Below are 20,257 nucleotides of genomic sequence, written 5' to 3'. Positions count from 1 at the left end.
CTCGATAAAATTCAAACTTATCGTAACCCTATAATAATAAACTAACACAATAGAATATATTAATGGTAATCAATTAAGACGCCCATTGGCTTAGCCATAGAATTTAACTCTGAAAGTATAGAAGAATTACTTAGCTTGCACAGCCATTTGAAACATTCAATAACAATAAAATGCTATTTAGTCATTAAAATAGAGGAAGTAATAGGTCGTATTTGACTGTTGGATGGTAAAAGACCCCATAATAAATGGGGTCTGCTATTTGTTACTACTGATTAGCACTTGAAAATAAGGTTCTTAAAAAAGCGGCTTTTTGTTTATTATCAGGCATCGCAAGAATGTGGTCATAGAAGCTAATAGAAATACGACAAGTTAAAGCTGGCTTTTGTTTTGCTTGCTCTAAGTTCGCAAGTAATTGAGTTTCCTTGCCGTATTGTGCTGCCAGTTTCTCTTGTAAACTGGTTAAAATCGCCATTTGTTCTTCATTAGTTAATGTTGGCTGTTTGATATTGGACTCACTTGAAATTAGCAAATCATTGGTTGCTGCTAATTGCTTAAGTAACATTGCATGGCTTTTTTGTGGCGGAATAACGGCCGCAGAATCGCGTAAATAAGGGAATAGTGAATAGAAACAAGTTTGCCCTGTTGGATCAGCCTCTAGTAACACTTTTAAATAATCATTCACTTTATGAGTAAAATTAATCACTGAGTCATCTGTTGCATAGGGCATTCGCTCAATCACTAACTTCATCACGCTAGCAACCACTTGATCAAACATTTGTCGAGTCAGTAACTCGTTCGATGGATCATACTCACGCACGATTTGTTCTAGGCTCTGATACGCGACAGGGCTCATTTTTTTAATCGTTTCAATAACAGGCATCTGCTCTTCTAATTTCGACAATGCCTCTACTTGGCTCACGCTTAATGGTGCCGTTAAAACATCTTCTTGAACCTCAGCATTCGTCTGTGTTGATAATGTATTATCATCCTTGCCTAACCAATAAAATCCGATGGCAAATGCAATAAAAATAACAACAACAACCAGTGCTGTTTTGCGTGAATTTTTTGTCTCCAAGGGGCTTACCTTTATATCTAGATACCTATTAATTTTTCAATTGATTTATTTAAATAAATTTTATTTATAAAAACCAATTGATTTTCTATACATTCTACCTTGTTATAAAGTTCTCAAGCTATAGGAAAAAGGGAAATTAACCATATTATTTCGAGGATCAATTGAGTATCAGCTGCGTGAGACTATGAAAGTCGAGAAAACGATGTCGCGAGTGCCATCGCTATGCCTTAAAGATGTATGCTTTCATACAAAAAACTATAAATAAATGTAAAAAGCCCCAATACATAAATGTATTGGGGCTTTTAGAGGTTGTTGACGGAGTAGGAAAAAAACGTGGTTTTCCCGCTCCGTGTTATCAGCCGAAAATCAATGAATTGATTTTCCTAATTTATTTCAAAAACCTTAACCTCTGCCGACAAACAGAATTCGTTTTTCAGCTAATTAGGCATTACTTCTCTTGAACACCTTCAACTGAAATCAGCAATTCTGCTTCTTGTGATTTTGGACCAAGGTCAGATTTAATGTTGAAATCTTTCAACTTGATATTACCTTGAGCTTCAAAACCAGCACGATAGCCACCCCATGGATCTTTACCTTCACCCATTAGTTTTGCATCTAAAGTAATTGGTTTTGTCACACCATTTAAAGTGAAATCACCAGTGATCTTATAAATTTCACCTTCTTTTTTCACTTCTGTTGAAACAAATTTCGCTTCTGGGAATTTTGCTGCATTTAAGAAATCACCGCTACGCAAGTGTTTATCGCGCTCTGCATGATTAGTATCGATGCTGCCTGTTTTGATAGTGACTTCAACTTTGTCCTTTGCAGGATCTTTTGCATCATAAGTAAAGCTACCATCAAAATCTTTAAAGCTACCGTAAACCCAGCTATAACCTAAATGTTGGATACGGAATTCGATAAATGCGTGCTGACCTTGTTTATCAAATTTATAGGTTTCTGCTAAAGCTGAACCTGCGGTTAAAAATAAAGCTCCAGCAGCTAAACCAAGAACTGTTTTCTTAAACATATTTATCTCCACGTTTATTTATCGGGATTAAAACCCAACATTCTTTTTAAAGTAATATCACCATCAAAGAAGTGATGTTTAAATGCCGCAAAGGCATGTAAAACTGATAGCAAAACAACGGCCCAAGCAAGATATAGATGAACTTCACCTGCGGTATCTGCCTGTGTTGCTGCTCCAGTAAATAAAGCCGGTACTTCGAACCATCCAAATACACTAATTGGCTGGCCATCAGCGGTTGAAATTAAATATCCACTGATCAGGATACTAAATAAAATAATATAGATGAGAATCTGTGCAATTGCTGAACTTAATCTCGTTAAGCGACTATAACTCTCAAGAGGCTTAGGTGGTGGCGAAATAAAACGCCAAACCACACGAAATGCCATAACAATAAATAATAAAATACCTATACTTTTATGAATTTCGGGGGCTTGATGATACCAGCTATCATAATAACCTAGTGTCACCATCCATAAACCTAATGCGAACATTCCATATACGACGATCGCAACCAACCAGTGAACGAGCAAAGAGATATGCCCGTAACGTGTGGCACTATTTTTCCATTGCATATAAATAACCTTGTAAATTAAAAGGTAATTGAGCGTTTTAATAAACTGCTGTAATCATAAGGGTTATCAAAAATTATTCCTATCCCTAACTTAAACAAATATTTTGTTGATGATATTCAAATACGGTCACCATTCTTAATATTTTTTATAAATAGTGATTTGTCGAGCTTTAGATATTAAATATTAATAAAATTATCTTCAGTTTTTGTAAACAAAAGAAACCATTTATTTTTATTACTCGCCATTGGTTAATATTTTGGTTATATCTTATAATTAAAAAAATATAGGCTATCGTTCATTCTTTTGTAAAAAGACATTTGTAGCTTCTCTAAAACCCCTTTAAATTGTTAACTTCGTATCATCTTGATCTCACCTTTCATTTTCAGACCTATCGCCTCATGGAGAAAGTGACTATGTACAAACTTTGGATAGCCAATAAAAATTACTCCTCTTGGTCTTTACGTCCTTGGATCTTGCTGAAAGTACTGAATATTCCTTTTGATGAAAATATCTGCTATTTCGAAGTCGGAATTGGAAAAAGTAGTCACGATAAATTTAAAAGCTTTTCTCCATCGGGTTTAGTGCCTTGTTTAGTCGATGGAAAACAAACTGTATGGGACTCACTCGCTATTAGTGAATATTTATATGAAGAATACCCGCAAGTTTGGCCTACAGATAAAAATGCACGTACATGGGCGAGATGCGCTAGCGCAGAAATGCATTCTGGATTTTCAGTTCTTCGTCAAACTTGCCCAATGAATCTCTCTCACCAATCCCCCCTTGAAAAAATATCAAGGGAGTTACAAGCTGATCTAAATCGCCTTCAACAATTATGGCAGGAAGGCTTTACCACTTTTGGAGGACCTTGGCTGGCAGGAGCACAGTTTACTGCGGTAGATGCGTTCTTTGCTCCCATCGCATTTAGAATACGAAGCTATCAATTACCTGTCAGCAATGCAGCACAACAATGGGTTGACCGAATGATTGCTTTACCCGCGATGCAAGAGTGGTATCACTCTGCACTTACAGAGCCAGTGGTCGAACACATTTAAGCTAGCAAAGTGGGGTAAAAACTCACGTTTCCACTTTGTTAGCCATACTTTCAATAATTCAAATTCCGTTAAGCGGTAAGAGCATCCGTCCCAGAGAGCTTATATACATAATTAATGTGGATGAGCGGCGTTAACAATACGGCGACTTGATATATGACGAGTACATTGATGTAAAAAAATTCAACTGCACGAGCATCAAAATTATTTTTTAAACAATGTGATTGAGTTAGCAGCAACTTTATACCTTAAATAATTCAAGATGCAGCTAAACAACAAGCGAGTAAACGTCGCTCTACAACTCTGTAATAGGAGGAATGACAAGTATCAATATTATAAATTAATATCCCACGGATCGGCAGTCATCACATTACCTCGTGGTGTATGTAGAGTCACTTCGTCATTTTTAAACCATTCAGCCAATGAAAAGCCCCCTTTTGGAGTCTCTACATGAATATCTATACGACATAATGGCGTATTTGCTTTAATGGCAAACTCAGCAAAATCTTCTTTTTGGTGCGGTGTTGGACAACGAATAACCACGTCCAAATCGCCATCTGATAACATACTTTGAATATCAGTAACCAATGTATAAGCGCAACTGCCTGTCACTGCCCATGTCCATGGCCAATTATGCTGTGAAAGAAGTAACAGCACTTGTACTGGTGGTAGTGCAATAAACATGGAACGTTGTAGTTCACGTGAATTACTGACAAGGGATGCAACATCCATAATATGTGTAATAGATGATTTATCAATTTGTGTAACAAAGCGTTGTGAGGGTTTAATACCGCGGATCCCAACTGTAAGTTTATTTTCTGCTGCCGCTTCTCTACGCACTACTAATGGCAATTGTTTATTCCATTGAGAAATCACCCATTCAGGTAATGTTTCTACGGGTAAATCATCAAGACTATTGATCCAAACAAAATCATGTGGCTGCACTTGCATTATCTATTCCTTGTTTTCAATCTAATGATGCACTATAGGATTATTATGCATTTTTAAGCCGCAAAAAAATACCGCGCGGCACATTTATACAAAAACAACCATTTATCGTTTACTTTCAATCGATTTAATTGATTCAAAACGGTAAGCTTATAATTATGTTAATATAAAATCATCTTAATAAATAATAACTTATAAAACCTATTGTGAGCATCTTTTTATGAGGAAAATACCAGCAATCAATGACGGACTCATGTTCAGTGGCTGTATGCTATTAAGTGCTTTAGTGGCATTTGCCATTATGGATGTACAAGCCTCTATGTGGGCCGCATTCTCGACATTGTATGCATTTAACCTATTTAATGCGGCTAAAGAGTACAAAAATTATCTTTATACTTCTTTTTGGCTTGTCATGATCCTCGTCGCGATTTTTATCGGTGATACGCTACGATTAGGTACCGCTTTTTATATCTACCTTACCCTCTTTTCTTTTGTTTATTATCAGCTTTACGGGACTGATCCTGTCATGGATCTGACCATGAAATTTATGATTATTATGTCCACCATTGGAACGATCCTACCTGATATTTCTAAAAGCTTAGCATTTGGATTTATTATTGGTAGCAGCGTCACTTTAATAACCTGTTATTTATTAAGTAAAAAAATGCATCGCCGTGCTATTATTACAGGAAGTTTAGTTGAGCAAAATTTATTTACCTTACGTAAATACATTATTCCTCGTTCAATGACCTATGCAATTGGACTGATGCTGTCATTAACCATCCCACTGATGCTTGGCTTAGGCCATTTTTATTGGACATTACTCACCTTTGTATTTGTATTACACCCAAAATCACAGAGTATCATTCAAATCACCTTACAACGTGTTGCCGGAAGCTTACTCTCTGTCGTGTTGCTTTATTTCTTATTTAATACCCCTTTGATGCCTTATATCGGATTAGCGGCGATTGTTGTTTTCGCATTTCTTATGCCAATGAGCTTTCATCATGGCTATACCTTTATGACATTTGTTGTCACCAGCCTGATCCTTTCAGTACTTGAACAAGTGATTTATTGGCGACATCCTGCTTATGTTCTGTTATTTGATAGAATACTAGAAACCGCATTAGGTGGAGCGATTGCGGTAGCCACCAGTATTATTCTTAGATTATTTAGAGATGCGAAGTAATTTCCTATCAGCCCTGTCATGCAGGGCTAATTCAACATCATGATCCCTCTATTATTTCCAATACGAAGTTACTGTGATTATGATTTCGTCTAGCTGAAAACAACATTCCCGCCCCATTAAAGTAAATAGCAATTATATTCTCAATAATTCGAGATGCAGGTAGGCGACAAGTGAAGATAGGCGGGGAGCATAGATAAACTCTATGACTCGACTCGCTGAGTATAGTCAACAACCCTGCAACTTGAAATATAACGAGTATAGAGTGAATGACAACTAAGAAATCATACAGATTTAAATGCTGTGTTGAGCAAATTATCAATTTTTGCCAATTAGCATTACCACCACAAAATCCATCTTTGCAAAGCCACTCGTAATGAAGAGTAAATTGCTAAGGGAATACCACTACATTTATTAACATTACGTTATACTCAAAGGGTACCCACTAAAAATATGACTATTAAAAATACTCTAATACATCAAGATGCAATTAGGTAAAATGCACCAACAATGAAGCCTGATACAAAGACTGTTTTAGCCTAACACCGCAGCTTGAATAACGATGAGTATAATTAACTTGCGGAGCAAACAATGAAAATATCCATTATTGGAGCAACAGGTTTTGTAGGCAAGGCACTTGTTAATGAAGCGCTGCTTCGCCATCATCAAGTTATGGCTATTTCTCGTCATAGTAATCAACTCTCACAGCATGCTCATTTAATCACTATGGCGGGAGATATTACGGATACCCCTTGGCTAACCGCTCGGCTCCGAGGCCAAGATATTGTGATCAGTGCCTTCAATGGGGGTTGGCAAAACCCTAATTTGTATCAAGATACCATAACGGGTAACCAATCTATCTTACAGGCAGTCCGACAATCAGGCGTAAAACGTTTTATTGTTGTCGGCGGTGCGGGTAGTCTCGAAATAGCGCCAGGTGTCGATTTGATTGATTCCCCTGATTTCCCCGCGGCTATCAAACCGGGTGCCCAAGCCGTAAAAGAATTTAAGCAAACCTTACAAACGATACAAGATCTTGACTGGACATTTGTCTCCCCTGCGGCTGTACTTGAATCAGGAGAACGAACTGAAACATTTAGAATTGCAGGCAACCAACTGTTAATGAATGGGCATGTTCCCGCAAAAATTTCAGTGGAAGATCTTGCTGTCGCCATTCTTGACGAAGCCGAAAAACCAAAATTTATTCGGAAACAATTCACTGCGGCTTACTAACTCATACGCTAATACGGTTTGCCCCTAGAAATAGGGAGCAAACCGATTTTCTCTTAATTACAAACCAAATTTGCCTTTGAGCTTATCCAACATTTGTTGTTGAAATAGTTCAAATTCAGCCCTAGGTTGTTGCAAGCCAATAAAATCCAATAATGGATCTTGGACTTCAGTTCTAACCCCCACCATCTCTTCAATCACCGCTAAACCACAAAATGGTACATAAGCTTCCGAGTAGCCGCCTTCATGAACAATAACCAGCTTTCCATCACATAGCCTATCTGCAGCTTCCATGACTAACTGAGTCATTTCTCGAAAACTTTCACTGTGTAATTGCATTCTTGCCAGTGGATCTAATGCATTTGCATCATAGCCACTAGCAACAATGATCAACTCGGGTTTGAAGCGCTCCAAGGCAGGTATGACTATCTGTTTCATTGCATAGATATAGCTATTGTGGCCAGCGCCAGCCAGTAATGGAATATTGAGATTGTACCCTTCACCTTCACCACCACCAATATCATCTTCACCGCTATACCCCGGAGGAAAACATCCGTCTTGATGCAATGAAATGGTTAAAACATCGGAGCGATCCCAAAAAATATGTTGAGTACCATTACCGTGGTGCACATCCCAATCAATGACGGCTACACGCTGTATATTAAATTGTTCTTTTGCACGTTCAATCGCTAATGGAATGTTTGCTAGGAAACAAAATCCCATGGATTCATCGGGCAAACAATGGTGCCCAGGTGGTCGAGAAAGGCTATACGCATTATCCAACTCACCGCTAAGTACTGCTTCGACGGCCGCACAGGCTAACCCAGCTGATAATTTAGCAATCTCATAACTACCCGGCCCTAATGGCGCTTCTTTACCTAAGAGCCCGCCACCATTATCGCTGACTTGTTTAAAACGGGTTAAATACGCTTGAGGATGTATTTTTAGCAGAGTTGCTTCACTCGCGGGTTCTGCTGAAGATAAAACAAGAGAACGGCTTAGTCCCGAAACGTCCATTAGGCTCTTTAGTCGCCTTTTAGTTTCAGGGGATTCTGCATGTGAAGCCCCTGCGGGCGGTTGTACCCATCCTCCAACAGGTAACGTGGTTGCGTGCAAGCCGGTACTGTGCCAAAAACAATGCTCATCAAAGAAAAAACCTGTTTTACGCTTCATTACTACCTCACTCATCATGTTTTATTTACATAAAATTAACACAATGAATACATCTGAACAGATTAACATATTAATAATGTGATTGATGTAAAATTAAAACAGCATTAATTACATTGGTAACTGGCATTAACAGATACTGTTAATATGACAATAAAAAAAGCCAGCAATGAATTGCTGGCAAAGTCTAGATAACAGATTTTGGTTTTGGTATATACCCTAAATAATTCGTGATGCAGCTAAATCGAGTCAATAACACTGCAACTTGAAGTATAATGAGTATAAAAACTACTTTTTATCACGATGTTTAGCTGCATATTCTTCACTATTAACCCAGTTATGATCTTTCTCCCACGTAAAGAGCCATTTACGTGTTGGTCCAGCCATAACATTCAGGTAATAGTTATCATAACCAGCCATTGTTGCCATTGGGTGATAGCCCTTTGGCACCATTACCACGTCTTTATTATAAACAGCCATACACTCATCTAATTCACGATCATCAGTGTAAACACGCTGCATACAGAACCCCTGAGATGGGTTCAAACGATGATAATAGGTCTCTTCCAGATAAGTTTCTGCGGGTTCATTATCAGTATCATGTTTATGACTTGGATAAGAACTTGTGCACCCTTCATCTGTAAATACCTCAACTACGAGTAAGCTGTCTGCTGATTTATTATCTGGAAGAATGTTATGAACATAACGTTTATTGTTTCCATGTCCACGCTGCTCTGCATCGATGTCATTCGGTCCAATTAAACGTGTTGGGTAAGTTCCTTTACCTTTTGCTTGGCATACGGCTAATTCCAGCGCTGTTTCAGCAGTAACTTCAATAGCTTCTTGTGCGGTTACATAAACAGCATAGGGCTTTTTACGCTCAAAAGGATCCATGCGATCACCGATATTAGCAAATGTTTGCTTTGGTGTTTTGACTGTTGCTTTACCCGCAACTAACACTAAACATACCTCATTTTCCGATGCCGGCAAGGAAATCGACTCACCTTGTTTTAGTTCATACACATCAAAGTGGACATACCCCCAATTAGCTGATTCTGGCGTAATATGCTGAGTACGCTTCTGCTCATCTGGTGAATGATACTTTGATAATAATTTAGACATATCGCTTACCTCGGCTCTAACAACATATTTTAAGCTGCGACAATACATCGCAGCTCAAATTATTAACTTCACTGGCGTTTAAATCAGACCTGCATCTTTAGCAAATTTGTGCAAGTTATTATAGCCCAGTGTCGCATAAGTTAATGGATGGGCAATTGCAGGATCTTGCTCCGCTTCAACCACTAACCATCCATTTTCATATTGGCTATTTTTTAATACTTTAAATACCGCTGGATAATCAACACAACCGTCGCCCGGAACGGTAAATACCCCCGCTAATACGGCATTCAAGAAGCTTGTTTTGCGGTTTTTAACATCTTGTAGTACATCAGCACGGACGTCTTTACAGTGAACATGGTTGATACGTTTTGCCCAACGTTTAGCAACTTCAACAGGATCCGCTCCCGCAAAAGTTAAGTGACCAGTATCGAGTAGTAAGCCAACTTCATCACCTGTATATTTCATTAAATTATCAACATCTTCTGCTGATTCAATGACGGTTCCCATATGGTGGTGATAAGCAATTTGGACCCCTTGTGACAAGGTGTATTTTGCAAATTCAGTCAGTTTTCTACCGTACTCTTCCCACTGATCTGCGGGGAAAAGTGGACGCATGTGTACAGGTTTGTCTTGATCACCATGAATACAGTGTGTGACTTCAGCAAACACCATCACTTTCGCCCCTAAATCACGCAGTAATGCGAGGTGACCTTGAACCGCTTCAATTTCTTCTTCAACGCTGCGAGTCAGTAATTCCCCTGAATACCAACCAGAAACCAGTTTAAGATCATGTTGTTCCAGGATTGGGCCTAAAATTTCTGCTTTACGCGGAAACTTATTACCGAGTTCAAAACCAACAAATCCTGCCTGACGACCTTCAGTTAAACATGTTTCCAACGGCGTTTCAGCGCCAAGTGTTGGTAAATCATCATTGGTCCATGTCAAAGGGTTAATACCGAGTTGGATTGCCATGATGAGGCTCCTGTGTATAGGTAAAAGTAATATTATTTACGCTGACGCCATAAGGCGATCAGGCCGTGGTAATTGTTTTTAATCGCTTCTACTAGCGCATCATCATCAAGCTCACCCTTCATCCATGCTAATGAAGGCTTACCGAACAATGTGCGGCCTACTGCAAACCCTTTTACAATGGCTTTTCCCGCAGCGGCATTAAAACCTGCTTCTAATTCAGCTTGTGGCGCATCTAACCCCAGTAATACGACACCTCGACAATATGGGTCACGCTCTTGGATCAAGGAATCCACTTCATCCCAATTTTCGGATTGCAGTGGTGGAAGCTTCCACCAGTCAGGTTTGATACCTAAGTTATAGAAACGTTTAATTGCACGTAGATAAAGTTCGTCATTACGTTCCATATCCGCAGGTAAAATAACTTCAAGTAATAATTCATGCCCAGATTGGCAGCAGGCGCTATAGACTTCTTGAACTGTTTTTTCCTGCTCTAAACGTAATGGGTGATTATCTTCTGGATGGAAGAAAACCAAGCATTTCACGATATGCTCTTTTGGCCAGCTAACTAGCTGTGAGCCAATATTGCCATGCTCTAGACACAGTGGACGAGAAGCAGGTAGCTCAATAGGTCGACCAATCCACCAGCCTCTACCTGTAACATCATTCAACACATCTTGGCCAAAAGTGCTGTCGCACAACAACCCTGCTTTACCTTGTAACTCGGCTTCTTCAGCAACTTCACAGCTAGCACGAAAGATCAGTTTTTTCAGATAAGGAATACATGAAATATCTGCACCCGCAGCTCTTGCCATATCAACAAATTGAATACGATGGTCAAAGGCCATTACGCACAATTCATTCCATTGTGTTCCGCGAGTCGTCACACGATGTAAATGATTCAACATAGGATCTAAGTCCGGACGAGGTACAGCCGCAGCACGTTCTAAATAATTATCGAGCTCGACTTTACTTGGCATCGCTGGAGCACAGCCATGACGTGAGACGACTAAAGCCCCACAGGCATTCGCATAAGTACAGGCTTTCTCCCAGCCTTCACCATTTAGATACCCACGTAGTAAACCTGACATAAAGGCATCACCAGCCCCTAAAACGTTAAGTACTTCGACACGAACCCCTTTTACGGTGATCCCTTCATCTAATGTTTCAGGGATCGCTTGAGTAAATACAGAGCATCCCAATGCACCGCGTTTACAAACTAGCTCTGCATCAGTCAATTGGCGAATATTTTTCAGAGCTTGAATAGTGTCAGTCGATCCACCTGCAATGTGAAACTCTTCTTCTGTACCGACTATCAGATCAAATAATGACAAAACTTCTTGCAGCTGTTCCGTCACTTTTTCTGATTCAATAAAACGCGTTTCCCCATCACCAAGAGAGGTCAACCCCCAAAGTACCGGACGATAGTCAATATCAATGGCAGTTTTAACACCATTACGCTTCGCATATTCTAAGGCTTTTAGCACCGCGGAGCGTGTTTTGGGATGAGATAAGTGAGTGCCTGTTATTGCCAAACAACGTGCCGAGGCAATATAGTCTTCGCTGAAATCGTCCTCGGTGATAGCCATATCAGCACAATTTTCACGGTAAAAAATCAGTGGAAAGGTATCTTCATCCTTGATCCCCAAAATCACCAACCCCGTTAATCTATCTTTATCTGTGATTAGATGACTGGTATCGCAACCAACACGTTGTAGCTCTTCACGAAGAAAGCGCCCCATGTGTTCGTCACCCACCCTTGCCAGCATTGATGATTTCAAGCCTTGTATTGCTGTGCCATATGCAACGTTGCCGGAAGAACCGCCTAAGTACTTTGCAAAACTACTCATATCTTCTAGACGTGAACCTATCTGCTGCCCATATAGGTCAACGGCAATACGGCCCATGCAGATCACATCTAGTTTCTTCTGCTTATTCATTAATCACCTCTTAAACAGAATTAATTGATTTCAGTGACTTTAACCCAGCGCTGTTCTTCATAAGAACGTGCGATGGCATCAAGAATGCGTGAGACTTTCCAACCTTCTTCGAAGTCAGGCCACATGTTTTCGCCCATTGCGACACCATCAATTAAATCTCGAACTTCAACTGTTTTTTGATCGTTAAACCCAATACCATGCCCTGCACCATTACAGAATGGCGCATAATCTGGATGCTCAGGGCCCACTAAAATAGTTTTAAAACCTTGGCGGTTACTTGGTTCATCATGTCGATATAGTTTCAACTCAGCCATACGCTCTTGGGTAAAAGATAAGGTCCCTTTCGTTCCAGTGACGACATAGGTCAGTCCCATTTTGCGGCCTGCGGCGATCCTTGAGGTTTCAATTACCCCCATTGCTCCCCCCGAGAAACGTACCATCGCATGCGCCTGATCCTCGTTCTCAACATCAACCATGACAGAAGAACCTGCCTTTTCAGGACGCTGCTTAATAACAATCTCCATATCACCGCAAACCGTCTCAATATCGCCAACTAAGAATTGAGCCATATTAATAATGTGTGCGGATAAATCACCAAGCGCACCTAAACCGGCTTTATCTTTGAAGCAGTGCCAGTGAATTGGGGCGTTAGGATCAGCCATATAGTCTTCATTATGAGTACCATAGAAATGAATAACGTCACCAATTTCGCCATTTGCAATAATTTCTTTTGCAAGTTGCGCAGTTGGATTTTTCATATAGTTAAAACCAACTAATGTTTTAACACCTGCTTTTGCAGCTGCCGCTACCATTTCTTTGGCATCTTGTGAGTTCAAGGCTAACGGCTTCTCGCAATAAACATGTTTACCTTGCTTTATCGCTTCCATAGCCATTTCTTTATGTAGGAAGTTTGGCGAACAAATATCAACAACATCAATGTTTGGATCAGCAACCAGTTTACGCCAGTCATCGGTTGAACGATTAAAGCCCATCTCTTTCGCTCGAGTCTCTGCTAACTCGGGTGTAATTTCTGCGATCATTTCACGAACAAGCTGACCTTTTAATGGGAAAACGGTCGGCGCCTGTGCATATGCGATCGCATGAGCACGACCAATATAACCAGTACCTATCATGCCAATACGGATTTCTTTCATTCTGTACTCTCCCTTCGTGCAGCTCATCTTAGATAGCACAAGCTCAACCGATGTTTGTGCTTGATGTTTTTTAATTGATACTGATGTTATACGGAATATTTATTTCATTTTCAACAAAATAAGGAATATTAATTTCATTATGTGATCTGGCGTTAATTTTTTATTTAATCATTTAATTTATAAAGAAATAAAAATAAAACGATTAGATAGAAAGCTTATAAATGAAATAAAATAAAGGTATAAATGAAATGGAAATTTCAAAAAATACATCAACTATAGTGATCGTTTATAGAGCTGTTTGATGACAGGCGGTTGAGAAGGATAAATCACTTTAGATTGAGCAAGAAATAGCTCTGCGGCAGCAATTGCATCAGAAAGGGCATTATGTGCATCATAATCAGGTAACTGATAACGATTTCGTAGTGCTGACAGACTAAAATCATTACGATTAATATTTTTATGGCTTAATAACGTTTTTTCAATTCGTAAAGTATCAAACCAAATAAATGGTAATTCTTTAATATTCATTGCCTTAGAAAGAAATTCTTGCTCTATCGCACTACCATGAGCCAAAATACACTTATCTTTTGCTTCATGTAAAAAAAGCGCAATAGCATGGGATAATGAGATCCCCTCACTCAATTGCTCTGGTGTGATATGATTAATCACCGCAGTTTCTGCTTTAACTGGCTCGACATCCTTCACATAATAGTGTTGCGCACTTTTAAGAAGAATTCGATTCCCTGCAATCGTAACCATACCGATACTCAAAATTCTGTCTTTTTCAGGGTTTAAACCGGTTGTTTCTATATCAATAGAGAGAATTTTTTGCGCTTCTAACAAACCATCTTCATTGGGTAAAGCCGTTTGTAAAGACTGTTGTAATAATATAGGTAGCTTTTGAGACTTAAGTAATTTCATTCGGCGACGAGCCAAACGTGCTAGTGGCCGTTGAAAACGTAATATAGCGCTTATCATTTCATTATGCCTTTCGCATGATAGCGCTGCTGCGCTGCTTCTTGAGTTCGTGCAATAATGCGAAACGCATCTTTCAAATGATTGCGCTCAAATTGGGTGAGCCGCTGGGGAACAATTAAATTAGTCAATGCATCTCCAGCTAATAATGCTCGACGTTGGCAACCAAACCTAACCTGATTAATAAATAAATACGCTTCTGTTAATTCTTGGCAAGATGCTGCACTAATAATGCCAGAGTCGCGAGCGACCTCAAACCGAGTCATCGTGGATGGTGTAAAAACCCCCGCTTCCAGCGAATACACACGAGCAAGTTCCACAAGCAAGTTAATAGCTTGCTTTTTAATATTAAACGCGCTGTGATTTTCACCATTTTTGACTAATACAAATTGTCTAAACATACCAAGTGGAGGGTTAATTCGCGTTGAATTCGCCACAAGCATTGAAAATAATCGTTTACTGCCTTTTAAGTGTGATTCAGCAGAAAGAACCAGTGAGTCAAAAAGAACTTGGTTTCCATATAAGAAACGAATATCTAAAAACACAGAGATATTTAATAATGCAAGTTGCTCAGGTTCTTTTAACCACTGTTGATAATAGGCTTGCCAATCCGATAATGGCTTACACCATTTAGGATTTGTCGCCATTATATGACCAGGGCAAAGGGAATACCCACACTCATCCAAGCCATAGCAAACATATTCCGCCAGCTGCCTAAACCAGCCTTCTTCTTCTTTAGTAATATCTCGCGCGAGAATAATGCCATTATCTTGATCCGAGAGATAATGCATCTCTTGCCTAGCTTGAGATCCTGCTGCAAACCAACAGTAATCGCAAGGTGGTTCCCCAAGCTCTCTTTCTGCAAGCTTCAATAATTGCTTATTAAAAGCATCAGCAATTAATGTCATCATCAATTGGATCGTATGGGATTGAACTCCTGATTCTACTAAGGATTCAAACACGGATTGTCTTTGTATCCCCAGCGCTTTCAATTCATCAAGGCTATCTTGTCGATATATGCGGCTGATTAAATATACCGCTTGCATACTATTTTTTTGTACTAAACTGGTTGCCGTTAAAACACCTGTGATACGGTGATTTGTCATAACTGGTAAGCTACGAATATTATGCTGCATCATTAATTCAATAGCGTTAATAATGGGGGCATTAGCAGAAATTGTTACAGGATTTTCCGTCATAATTTTGCTAACAGGCTTGGTAATATCTAAACCAAGCGCTACAACACGTTTTGTCAGATCTCGATCAGTAATAATTCCCAGTAATACATCACCCGCCATCACTAATGCCGAAGAACGATGCTTCTGTACCATCTCTTGCGCAGCATCTTGAATGCTAGTGCCAGGAGAAATAATAACAATATTTCTATTTTCGATAGAGGAGACAGGATTTAAATAGAGTAAATGATCTTCTGCTAGGCTATTAATTTTTGGCCGTGATGCCAGTCTTTGGCCTTCCTCACATGCAAAGTGATGGCAAACGGCTTGGTTTTGCTCCATCGCGACCAGCAATGCCTCACGCGAAATGCAATAGAGCAATGTATTTTCTATCGCGACCACTTGATACTCACCGGGGAATTCAGGTGTTTTATTTAACACACTGAATCCAAAAACATCCCCAGAACCAAGCCTTGCTCTTAAGGAACCATCTGCATAACGCTGTTCTACCGCCCCAGTTCTTACCAAATATAAACCTTGGCCTGCAATCTGTTGCGGTTTTAACACTTCCCGTTGCGTCAAATAACTAATTTCAACATTATTGATTAGCTGATTTAACTGTTCTTCATCTAAGCGATCAAAGGGATCTCGCTGTGAGATGAATTGCTTAACCATCGGGATAAGTGATGGTTCCATAAGATCTTAACTCCTTTATGCATTAATAGGTTGAGTTTTTCCTGCTAGCCATGCCTTTGAAAATTTATAAATAATAAAGGTTAAAAATACAGCTGCAAAAATGTAATAGCCGATGATCACATAGCTAGGTGCTCCCTGAGCCAGATAGACATACATAGAAATTGCACCAAGAACAATTAGGCAAGCCGTCGGTGTTGCAAAGCGCCATGGGGAGATATCAACTTGCTCGGTATACACTTCTTCATACGGTTTTCCAGGGAAGAAATAGCCAATCGTTAGCATAAAGACAATATTCGCAACAAATAGAATTCCCACTAAATGGAAGAAATGAATATTTAAGTCTAAAACAAAATTACAAATTAAATAGGCCGACATACCAAATAACAGACCTAATTTTGCAGCGATAGGAGGTACACGCTTTGTCATTAACCCCACTAACACAACACTCAAGATCGGTGCGTTAAAAATACCTTGCAATTGCTGAATTAAATAGAACAAACCATCTGGTGCATTCGCAACTAAAGGAGCAATAATCATGGTCGCCAATGCTAAAGCAATTCCTAAATATTTACCGACTTTAACAGTCTGTGCTTCAGTTGCATTTTTATTAATACGGTCTTTATAAATATTTACCGTAAATAAGGTCACTGATGAGTTCAATCCACCACTGAATGTTGAGAATACAGCACCAACTACCACTGCGGCAAAAAAGCCAACTAAAAATTCAGGTAAAACCATGTGAACTAAAACAGGATAAGCATTATCTGGATTATCAATTTCACCACTGAGAATATGGAATGCAATAATACCAGGTAGAATAATAATAGATGGGATAATAAGCTTAAAGAATGCACATAGCATTACCCCTTTTTGCCCTTCAGCTAAGTTTTTCGCTCCCAACGATTTTTGGACAATTGACTGATTAGTACACCAAAAAAACATATTTGAAACGATCAACCCAGTAAATAAAGTTGAGAACGGCACTAATGAATCTTCATCACCAATTGAATTAAATTTATCTGGATGCGCTTGATAAACTTCCGTCAAACCAGCCCAAGCGTTACCATCGCCAACATACAGCAAGGCAAATACAGTGACTAACAGCCCACCAATAATCAAACCTGCACCATTAACCGTATCCGCAATCGCAATGGCTTTGATACCACCGAAAATAGCATAAATTGCCCCTAGACCACCAACGCCCCATACCATGATCCACAATGCAGTTGTTTTATCGACATTAAAAACATGTGAAACTTGGAATAAACTTTCAAGAGCAATCGCGCCTGTATATAGGACAATAGGTAACAACGAAATAACATACATGGCTAAAAATAGAATGGATGTTATTAATAAAGTGTTTTTATCAAAGCGGCGTTCTAAATATTCTGGAATAGTCGAAATACCTAATTTAAGGTATTTAGGTAAGAAATAAATAGCGAATAATACAATCGTTAATGCAGCCATAACCTCCCAAGCCATTACAATAAAGCCAGTCCTGAAAGATAAGCCATTAAGTCCAACAAGATGTTCCGTTGATAAATTCATTAGTAGCATTGAGCCACCAATATACAGGCCAGTCATAGAGCGGCCACCTAAAAAATATCCCTCAGCAGATGATGTTAAATGTGCATTTCGTGTTTTGTAATAGGCGATCCCTGCAACGAGTAAGGTAAAGCCAATAAATGAAAGTAGAGCCAGCATTAGTACCCCCAAGCCTTTCTATTTATAATTAGCGCATAAATATATGTAAGGTGACTGATGAAGCGGGAAAATGATTCTCCCGCTGTTATTGTTAGTAATCGGTAAAATAAGAGGTAATAAAATTTATAGTTGAACTTCTTTGCCTGTTTTCAATGACTCCAGTGCCTTATCAGCTAAATAAAGCGCTAGCTCACCATCAGTACCCGTTGTTTCTGATTCTGCGCGCCCTGCTAAAATATCGACAAAATGATTCCATTCTGCTTTATACGCTTCATGATAACGTTGCAGGAAGAAAAACTCAGGTTTAGCGGATAAACAACCTACATCGCTTAAGAATTCAACACTGTTCTCTTTAATATTACCTGCTGTTAATAAACCTTTTTCGCCATGTAATTCGATGCGCTGATCGTAGCCATAACCAGAGCGGCGACTGTTTGAAATTGTTGCCATCGCTCCTGAAGGAAATTTTAAGATGATAAATGCAGTATCAATATCCCCTGCTTGCCCAATTGCAGGATCAACAACATTGCTACCTTGTGCATAGACTGAACATGGGTTCTCACCAATCATAAAGCGTGCCATATCAAAGTCATGAATAGTCATATCTCTGAACATACCACCGGATACTTTTACATATTCTGCTGGAGGTGGTGACGGATCCCGTGATGTAATAATTAAAGATTCTGCTTTACCAATTGCGCCTTGTTCAAATAAATTTTTCAGGTGGCGGAACTGGGGGTCATAACGGCGATTAAAGCCAATAAATAGTGGCACATTGTGCTCTTTAACACTTTTTAAACACTGCCTAACACGCTCTAAATCTAAATGTACTGGCTTTTCACAAAAAATAACTTTTTTGTTTTTTGCCGCTAATTCAATTAAATCGGCATGTGTATCGGTTGCAGAAGCAATCAGCACGCCATGGACGTTAGGATCTTGCATTGCTTCGTCGATTGACTGAACCTTTGCTTGGTACTTCTCCGCCAGCGCTACCGCATTTGGTTGGTACGGGTCAATCACAGAGTAAAGTGCGGTTTCTTTGTGGCCGGCAATATTGACAGCATGAACCTGTCCGATACGTCCTGCGCCGAATAGTGCTATATTGAACATTGAAATGCTCCTTGAGGCTATAAATCCACTATTAGGATATGATGAAATATAACAAATAAAACATTCATTTCAATTTATAATTAATTGAAAATTATGTTTTTGAGGACTGGGTAACAATTGTCATATTAAAGTGGTTTTTTAGTGTTACTCTGATCACAAAATAACAATAAGAACTCAATCAATTAAGCTAGAAAGAGGTCAAACCATCACAATAGGAGGGGTTTAAAATCAGACAAGGAAATACCTTAAGTTAAATTTTGAAACATATGTTTCGTTTTTTTTGTTTTTTGTCACAGTTGCTCTTATCAATGATAACTCAACTTTTGCATTAACAAAACCCATCCCCCTCGGTTCACACTACAAGGGTTGTGAGCTGTCAAAATTCATTCGGATCTATCTAGTAAGCCTAATAATCTATAATTATATTAAATAATAATTATAATAAATTCATGCACTAGTTAACGAATAAAAAATCAGACGAATATCAGAATGCCTCACAATACCATATTTGCTAAATCTGCTAATCTTTTGGCGGGTGCTTAACCCTTTTGGGTTTAAGCATTTATTAATAGCCCAAAATGGAAAAGCCCCGATGATTGAGTTTTTATGTTCAACCATCGAGGCACATCCCAACAGAACAATTGAGATAGTGCCTCTTAACAAATAAGAGGTCAAGAGGAAATGACTAAGTATATGCTAATATCACTAGTGGCTATCTGTATCACCGTGTTTGGAATTTCACTGTTAATACATGATAGACTATGTTCAATCAATTTTGTGAGTGGTAATACAACAGTTAAAGCAACCCTTTTCTACGAAATAAGGTAATGCCAAGTGAGGGGAATTATTGCCCCTCACCTTTTCCTCTTCTTTTATTGTTCAGTTGTGGAAATAAGCACCTATTTATTAATCCCTCTTTATATATAAAGAGGGATTATTTTTAATTAAATAATTAGCTTTATATAATTTTATTTTTATAAAATATAAAAAGCCCAGCAAAACTGGGCAAAAAATATAGAACAAGATTAACCACATTAACGACCAAATAATAACCAATACATCCTTGCAAACTTCCCGATAAATCATCTCATACCTTAATAAATAGCCAGAAAGCGTAAAAACGCCTTCAGCCATTTACCCACAACTCTCCCTACA

General features: G+C 38.9%; 18 protein-coding genes. 4 read left to right on the top strand and 14 right to left on the bottom strand.

Annotated elements, in window-relative coordinates:
• Positions 1 to 265: 265 nt before the first annotated feature.
• From JI723_RS06075 to JI723_RS06065, 3 genes are all read right to left on the bottom strand, one after another.
• Positions 266 to 1,075: a topoisomerase IV gene (locus tag JI723_RS06075; protein ID WP_070925224.1), complete on the bottom strand. Its 810-nt coding sequence runs from the start codon at positions 1,073 to 1,075 to the stop codon at positions 266 to 268.
• Positions 1,076 to 1,523: 448 nt separating this feature from the next.
• Entirely contained in the window at positions 1,524 to 2,102 is a 579-nt protein-coding gene (locus JI723_RS06070; RefSeq protein WP_070925223.1) for a YceI family protein, read from the bottom strand.
• 14 nt (positions 2,103 to 2,116) lie between these two features.
• Positions 2,117 to 2,674 (bottom strand): cytochrome b, encoded by a 558-nt coding sequence (locus tag JI723_RS06065; RefSeq protein WP_272580167.1) that lies wholly within the window; start codon positions 2,672 to 2,674, stop codon positions 2,117 to 2,119.
• A gap of 413 nt (positions 2,675 to 3,087) precedes the next feature.
• Between JI723_RS06065 and JI723_RS06060 the strand changes: the two genes are divergently transcribed.
• A complete protein-coding gene (locus tag JI723_RS06060; protein WP_272580168.1) occupies positions 3,088 to 3,726 on the top strand; it encodes a glutathione S-transferase family protein in 639 nt (212 codons plus the stop codon).
• 330 nt (positions 3,727 to 4,056) lie between these two features.
• Here JI723_RS06060 and JI723_RS06055 read toward each other — a convergent pair whose 3' ends face one another.
• Positions 4,057 to 4,674, bottom strand: coding sequence for a malonate decarboxylase holo-ACP synthase (locus JI723_RS06055; protein ID WP_272580169.1), 618 nt, complete (start codon positions 4,672 to 4,674; stop codon positions 4,057 to 4,059).
• Between the two features lie 217 nt (positions 4,675 to 4,891).
• Here JI723_RS06055 and JI723_RS06050 point away from each other — a divergent pair, with 217 nt between their 5' ends.
• Both JI723_RS06050 and JI723_RS06045 read left to right on the top strand, forming a co-directional pair.
• Positions 4,892 to 5,860, top strand: a complete 969-nt coding sequence (locus JI723_RS06050; protein WP_272580170.1) for an FUSC family protein — start codon at positions 4,892 to 4,894, stop codon at positions 5,858 to 5,860.
• Between the two features lie 588 nt (positions 5,861 to 6,448).
• Positions 6,449 to 7,090 (top strand): NAD(P)-dependent oxidoreductase, encoded by a 642-nt coding sequence (locus JI723_RS06045; protein WP_140182831.1) that lies wholly within the window; start codon positions 6,449 to 6,451, stop codon positions 7,088 to 7,090.
• 57 nt (positions 7,091 to 7,147) lie between these two features.
• On the opposite strand, the gene JI723_RS06040 is transcribed toward JI723_RS06045, so the two are convergent.
• From JI723_RS06040 to iolG, 9 genes are all read right to left on the bottom strand, one after another.
• Positions 7,148 to 8,260, bottom strand: a complete 1,113-nt coding sequence (locus tag JI723_RS06040; protein WP_070925217.1) for a class II histone deacetylase — start codon at positions 8,258 to 8,260, stop codon at positions 7,148 to 7,150.
• A gap of 285 nt (positions 8,261 to 8,545) precedes the next feature.
• The gene (gene iolB / locus JI723_RS06035) at positions 8,546 to 9,379 is read right to left on the bottom strand and encodes a 5-deoxy-glucuronate isomerase (RefSeq protein WP_070925216.1); all 834 of its coding nucleotides are present in this window, start codon (positions 9,377 to 9,379) and stop codon (positions 8,546 to 8,548) included.
• A 78-nt stretch (positions 9,380 to 9,457) separates the two neighbouring features.
• Positions 9,458 to 10,351 (bottom strand): myo-inosose-2 dehydratase, encoded by an 894-nt coding sequence (iolE, locus tag JI723_RS06030; RefSeq protein ID WP_070925215.1) that lies wholly within the window; start codon positions 10,349 to 10,351, stop codon positions 9,458 to 9,460.
• Between the two features lie 32 nt (positions 10,352 to 10,383).
• A complete protein-coding gene (locus tag JI723_RS06025; RefSeq protein WP_272580171.1) occupies positions 10,384 to 12,288 on the bottom strand; it encodes a bifunctional 5-dehydro-2-deoxygluconokinase/5-dehydro-2-deoxyphosphogluconate aldolase in 1,905 nt (634 codons plus the stop codon).
• A gap of 20 nt (positions 12,289 to 12,308) precedes the next feature.
• On the bottom strand, positions 12,309 to 13,442 hold the full coding sequence (locus tag JI723_RS06020; protein WP_140186044.1) for a Gfo/Idh/MocA family protein: 1,134 nt from the start codon (positions 13,440 to 13,442) through the stop codon (positions 12,309 to 12,311).
• A gap of 273 nt (positions 13,443 to 13,715) precedes the next feature.
• A complete protein-coding gene (locus tag JI723_RS06015; RefSeq protein ID WP_070925213.1) occupies positions 13,716 to 14,420 on the bottom strand; it encodes a 3'-5' exonuclease in 705 nt (234 codons plus the stop codon).
• Complete coding sequence (locus tag JI723_RS06010) at positions 14,417 to 16,288, bottom strand: DUF294 nucleotidyltransferase-like domain-containing protein (RefSeq protein ID WP_272580172.1); 1,872 nt, start codon at positions 16,286 to 16,288, stop codon at positions 14,417 to 14,419. The genes JI723_RS06015 and JI723_RS06010 overlap by 4 nt, the downstream gene beginning before the upstream one ends.
• A gap of 15 nt (positions 16,289 to 16,303) precedes the next feature.
• Entirely contained in the window at positions 16,304 to 17,992 is a 1,689-nt protein-coding gene (locus JI723_RS06005) for a solute:sodium symporter family transporter (RefSeq protein WP_070925211.1), read from the bottom strand.
• Between the two features lie 123 nt (positions 17,993 to 18,115).
• Complete coding sequence (iolG, locus tag JI723_RS06000; RefSeq protein WP_070925210.1) at positions 18,116 to 19,102, bottom strand: inositol 2-dehydrogenase; 987 nt, start codon at positions 19,100 to 19,102, stop codon at positions 18,116 to 18,118.
• 681 nt (positions 19,103 to 19,783) lie between these two features.
• On the opposite strand from iolG, the gene JI723_RS05995 reads away from it, so the two are divergent.
• Positions 19,784 to 19,930: a Hok/Gef family protein gene (locus JI723_RS05995; RefSeq protein ID WP_081335932.1), complete on the top strand. Its 147-nt coding sequence runs from the start codon at positions 19,784 to 19,786 to the stop codon at positions 19,928 to 19,930.
• Positions 19,931 to 20,008: 78 nt separating this feature from the next.
• On the opposite strand, the gene JI723_RS05990 is transcribed toward JI723_RS05995, so the two are convergent.
• Positions 20,009 to 20,236 (bottom strand): hypothetical protein, encoded by a 228-nt coding sequence (locus tag JI723_RS05990; RefSeq protein ID WP_272580173.1) that lies wholly within the window; start codon positions 20,234 to 20,236, stop codon positions 20,009 to 20,011.
• Between the last annotated feature and the right edge of the window lie 21 nt (positions 20,237 to 20,257).

This window comes from Providencia manganoxydans, assembly GCF_016618195.1.
Taxonomy (GTDB): Bacteria; Pseudomonadota; Gammaproteobacteria; order Enterobacterales; family Enterobacteriaceae; genus Providencia; species Providencia manganoxydans.
This window is presented reverse-complemented; position numbering and strand designations above follow the sequence as displayed.

What these genes read in the sequence shown, in the direction of transcription:
- JI723_RS06045 (WP_140182831.1), top strand. Translation starts at nt 6,449, where the DNA reads ATGAAAATATCCATTATTGGAGCAACAGGTTTTGTAGGCAAGGCACTT.
- JI723_RS06060 (WP_272580168.1), top strand. Translation starts at nt 3,088, where the DNA reads ATGTACAAACTTTGGATAGCCAATAAAAATTACTCCTCTTGGTCTTTA.
- JI723_RS06065 (WP_272580167.1), bottom strand. Translation starts at nt 2,674, where the DNA reads ATGCAATGGAAAAATAGTGCCACACGTTACGGGCATATCTCTTTGCTC.
- JI723_RS06025 (WP_272580171.1), bottom strand. Translation starts at nt 12,288, where the DNA reads ATGAATAAGCAGAAGAAACTAGATGTGATCTGCATGGGCCGTATTGCC.
- iolE (WP_070925215.1), bottom strand. Translation starts at nt 10,351, where the DNA reads ATGGCAATCCAACTCGGTATTAACCCTTTGACATGGACCAATGATGAT.
- JI723_RS06040 (WP_070925217.1), bottom strand. Translation starts at nt 8,260, where the DNA reads ATGAAGCGTAAAACAGGTTTTTTCTTTGATGAGCATTGTTTTTGGCAC.
- JI723_RS06020 (WP_140186044.1), bottom strand. Translation starts at nt 13,442, where the DNA reads ATGAAAGAAATCCGTATTGGCATGATAGGTACTGGTTATATTGGTCGT.
- JI723_RS06015 (WP_070925213.1), bottom strand. Translation starts at nt 14,420, where the DNA reads ATGATAAGCGCTATATTACGTTTTCAACGGCCACTAGCACGTTTGGCT.
- JI723_RS06055 (WP_272580169.1), bottom strand. Translation starts at nt 4,674, where the DNA reads ATGCAAGTGCAGCCACATGATTTTGTTTGGATCAATAGTCTTGATGAT.
- JI723_RS06010 (WP_272580172.1), bottom strand. Translation starts at nt 16,288, where the DNA reads ATGGAACCATCACTTATCCCGATGGTTAAGCAATTCATCTCACAGCGA.
- JI723_RS06050 (WP_272580170.1), top strand. Translation starts at nt 4,892, where the DNA reads ATGAGGAAAATACCAGCAATCAATGACGGACTCATGTTCAGTGGCTGT.
- iolB (WP_070925216.1), bottom strand. Translation starts at nt 9,379, where the DNA reads ATGTCTAAATTATTATCAAAGTATCATTCACCAGATGAGCAGAAGCGT.
- JI723_RS05990 (WP_272580173.1), bottom strand. Translation starts at nt 20,236, where the DNA reads ATGGCTGAAGGCGTTTTTACGCTTTCTGGCTATTTATTAAGGTATGAG.
- JI723_RS06070 (WP_070925223.1), bottom strand. Translation starts at nt 2,102, where the DNA reads ATGTTTAAGAAAACAGTTCTTGGTTTAGCTGCTGGAGCTTTATTTTTA.
- iolG (WP_070925210.1), bottom strand. Translation starts at nt 19,102, where the DNA reads ATGTTCAATATAGCACTATTCGGCGCAGGACGTATCGGACAGGTTCAT.
- JI723_RS06005 (WP_070925211.1), bottom strand. Translation starts at nt 17,992, where the DNA reads ATGCTGGCTCTACTTTCATTTATTGGCTTTACCTTACTCGTTGCAGGG.
- JI723_RS05995 (WP_081335932.1), top strand. Translation starts at nt 19,784, where the DNA reads ATGACTAAGTATATGCTAATATCACTAGTGGCTATCTGTATCACCGTG.